The sequence below is a fragment of the Elusimicrobiota bacterium genome, assembly GCA_040757695.1.
GTDB lineage: Bacteria > Elusimicrobiota > UBA8919 > UBA8919 > UBA8919 > JBFLWK01.
The window spans coordinates 1-4,109 of record JBFLWK010000137.1 but is presented as its reverse complement, the minus strand read 5'-3'; the positions used below and the strand labels follow the sequence as shown (position 1 = coordinate 4,109).

2 protein-coding genes are annotated in these 4,109 nt (G+C 40.0%); both read left to right on the top strand.

What is annotated here, in order from left to right; all coding sequences use genetic code 11:
• Positions 1-214 precede the first annotated feature (214 nt).
• Positions 215-2,818 carry a fibronectin type III domain-containing protein gene (locus tag AB1349_13145; protein ID MEW6558269.1) on the top strand — a complete coding sequence of 868 codons (2,604 nt, stop codon included), beginning with the start codon at positions 215-217 and terminating at the stop codon, positions 2,816-2,818.
• Positions 2,819-2,839: 21 nt separating this feature from the next.
• Positions 2,840-3,808, top strand: coding sequence for a PorV/PorQ family protein (locus AB1349_13140; protein ID MEW6558268.1), 969 nt, complete (start codon positions 2,840-2,842; stop codon positions 3,806-3,808).
• Positions 3,809-4,109 lie beyond the last annotated feature (301 nt).

Sequence of the window (4,109 nt, the reverse complement as noted above, 5' to 3'; positions counted from 1 at the left end):
GTAAGAAGTCAGAGAAAAATATAGTTGCCCAATTCATTGAGCGAATAAAAACCTGATAAACCTGGTCTGATGTTATGTCAGGCTCGGCAACTACAAAAAAATTAAAAGAGGAGGTTGGGTAAAATGAAAAGAGTAGGAATGTTGGTTGGCTTGTTTTTGTTTGTTATAGGTTGTTTTTCTGTTTGTGAGTAAAAGTTGAGGGGGTAAAAAATCAATGAATATGAAAATTTTAAGTAGAGTTATTTTGAAATTAAAGGTCATTTTTATTTTGTCTATACTGTTAATTATTGGAATAAAGTCCAATGCATTTGCAATTTTTAATTATTCAAGCACAACTTTTAATGGTTCGCAAAATAATTCTGATCGTGGTTACAGTATCACAGTTGATGCCTCTAGTAATGTTTATGTTACTGGCTGGATTAATGGTGCCAGTGGTGGGAATGACATCTGGGTAGGTAAATTTAACTCAGATTTGGTTCTTCAATCCAGCGTGTGTATTAATGGCTCAGCAAACACCACTGATGAAGGCCATGGGATTACCATTGATGGCAGTGGTAATCTTTATGTAATTGGCTATGTTCAAGAGACCACTGGCGGTTACAACATCTTTATTTCAAAACATTTTCAACCGTCAGAGCCGGATGAAACCTCACCGAGTGCAATTTCAACTTTAACTGCAGTTACTGGTTCAAATGAGGGGGAAATAGATTTGACCTGGACCGCTCCAGGAGATGATGGCACGCAAGGACAATTACAAAATGCAAAATACAGAGTACAGTTTTCAAGTTACATTGTGACCTGGAGTACAATGAGTGCGCAAAGACAAATTCCAGTTTCAGGCGTAAACCTTGGGGACTGGCAGTATTACACACTCACAGGGCTCACCGGTGAAACCACCTACTACATCCGCGTCTGGACAGGTGATGAGGCATTAAATTGGTCAGAAGTATCTAACGGTGCAACTGCTTTTACACTTCCACCAGCGCCTACAGGATTCAGCGGAATTGCTATATCCACAACTGCAATCAACTGGTACTGGACTGATAATTCTAACACAGAAACGGGCTTCAGAATAATTACAGACACAGGTGGAATAGTCGGTAGTGTGCTGGCAAACGCTACTTTCTGGGTAGAGACAAACCTCAGCCCAAATACTTCATACTACAGATTTGTTCAGGTTCACAATTTCGCGGGTTATTCTAATTCAGAGTCCGCGACTAAATATACCAAAGCAAATCCGCCAACAAACTTGACTGCATTAGTGATAACTCATAATACAGTTGACTTGTCCTGGTCGCACGGCGAGGGTGGGGCAAAGGACTATGAAATACAGAAATCTACCAATCAAACACAATGGCAATTTGTTGCTGACCTTATTAACTGGACGACTCGCCAAGTAACAGTCCTAAACCCCTGCACGACATACTGGTTTAAGATATCTGGGTACAACAATGATGGCATTGCTACTGATTTTTGTGATGAATTAAAAGTTGTTACTGAAAAGGCGCCATCGGCAAGTATCACAAGTATAACGCCAAATAGCGGACACAATATGCAAACAATATTTATAGAAAACCTTGCAGGAACGGGATTTGAAACCAACGCCGCAGTTAAACTTACCAAAACAGGAAAAACTGATATCAACGGCACAAATATTACTGTAGTGAGTGCATCCATGATTACATGTTATTTTGACCTTACAGGTTCTTCCACGGGACCGTGGACTGTGGTTGTGACAAATCCCAATGCGCAATCTGCAAGTTTATCAGATGGTTTCACAATAGTTTTTCCTACACCTGAAATATTAAGCATCACGCCGAACACATCTAAAAATGATAGCAGTGCAGATGTTACTATTGTGGGTAATTATTTTCACTCTGGCACAACAACTAAACTCACCAAAACAGACGAAAGTGATATCACCGGAACAAATGTGAATATAACAACCACAAGCATAACCTGCATTTTTGATTTAACAGGTAAAACTGTTGGTTACTGGAATGTGGTAGTTACCAATTCAGACAGTCAATCTGATACTTTAACTGATGGGTTCTTTGTCTCTGAGCCACCACCTGCAGGGAGTACACTTCAGGAAGAAAAATCTCAGGATGTTGGTACTGCCGGAGGAACAGTTGAAGTGTCTGACACATCCAGTAAAATAAACAATGCTGGCGTGGATATTTCTTCAGGGGCACTTAGGTCTACTTTAACTATATCTATTAGCGTGGTGATTAACCCGCCGCCAACGCCCAGCGATATGAATTCAGTAGGCGAAGCAGTGGACTTTGGCCCCACTGGCTTGGTATTTAATTATCAGGTTACTATACGACTGCCTTTTACGCAGGCAATGTTAGATGCAGCAGGAATTAGTGACTTAAATTCGTTGCGAATTTACAGTTACAATACTACAACTGGTGCATGGGAAGAAGTTCCCGGAGCAGTGCCTGATGCGGCTAATATGTTTGTGTCAGTAAATGTTAGCCATTTCACTTTATATAGGATAATGGCGGCACCGGCAGCCGTCAATCTTGGCGGTGTTAAAGTTTATCCCAATCCTTGCAAGATTGGCGGAGGTGGCAGTTTCGGGGCAAATGTTGTAACCTTTGATAATCTCACTGCAAAAGCAAAAATAAAAATATACAATATTGTAGGCGAAATAGTGCATGAGTATGATGAAAATGATGGCGACGGTAAATACGAGTGGAATGCAACCGGCATTGGTAGTAACAAGGTAGCCCCTGGAGTGTATATTTATCTGATAACAAACCCTGATAATAGATCAGATAAAGCAAGGAGCAAGATTGCAATAATAAGGTAGTGTTTAGGAGGCGAAAATATCATGAAAAGTTTTACTAATTTATCAGTATTGTTTGTAGTAATGGTGTACATTTGTGTAAATGTATGCTATAGCAGTTTCAGTGGAGACGATGCGGGAACAACTTCAGCGCAGTTTTTGAAAATCGGTGTAGGCGCGAGAGCAATAGGAATGGGCGAAGCATACGGTGCAATAAGTGACGATGTAAATGCAATATACTGGAATCCAGCGGGGCTAAATAAACTATCAGGCAAGGAGGCTTCACTAATGCACTGCATTTGGTTTGAGGATATAAATTATGAGCATGTAGCGTATGCCCAGCCAACTAAAATGGGCATATTTGGCGGCGCAATAAATTATTTATCAATGAATGGAATAGAAAAATATAACAACCAGGGTAATGCATCAGGCGAGAAATTTACACCGACAGACCTGGCAATAACAATAAGTTATGCAGTGAAAATGGAGAATATATCGTTGTTGGAGAATATTCTATTGGGCGCAAACTTAAAATATATTTCAAGCACAATAGATGATGCCAGTGCAAGTGCAGTAGCACTTGACATAGGTGGAATTTATGATAAATTGCAAATAGCAAACCGTACATTGCAAATTGGTTTAGTATTCCAGAACATTGGAACATCTATGAAATTCTCAAAAGAAGATTGTCCACTGCCTATGAACATAAAGGTTGGCTCTGCCTACACATTGGAACTTGGGGGTAGTCCGTTGTTAATAGGATTAGACATAAATGTGCCAATAGATAATGAAATAAGAGCAAATTTGGGTGTGGAATATACGCGCAGTTTCAAAGAAGAATTTAAAATAGGCCCGCGACTGGGATATAAAACTAATAATAAAGAACTGGGCGGTTTATCTGGCTTAAGCGTAGGAGTAGGGTTTGGCTTTAGACGATATGGTTTTGACTACGCATGGGTGCCATACGGAGATTTAGGTATCACCCACTGTATTTCAATATCTGCGAAGTTTTAGTTTCTAAACCTCAAAAAATTGTCACCAACGAGCATATGTCAAAAATATAGCATTTTCACGCATTTTTCGGGTTAAATCATTTTGAGAGATGGTAAATAACGGGGGAGGTGATAAAAAAAGGAAATGGTAGCGGTGCGATTACTATCGCACAAAAAAATTGAAAAAGGAGGTTGGGTAAAATGAGTGTGCCAAGAAAGTTCCTTAAATTCTTGTCGGTGGAAGTCCGAACTGGATAAAGGGTAGCGACCAGTCCAACACCAAATCCCACAGTTAATAAGGCAACGAACTAACTGATGCTGGG

Bases quoted from the DNA above. Each gene is read 5' to 3' on its own strand.
- AB1349_13145 (MEW6558269.1), top strand. From the start codon at position 215: ATGAATATGAAAATTTTAAGTAGAGTTATTTTGAAATTAAAGGTCATT.
- AB1349_13140 (MEW6558268.1), top strand. From the start codon at position 2,840: ATGAAAAGTTTTACTAATTTATCAGTATTGTTTGTAGTAATGGTGTAC.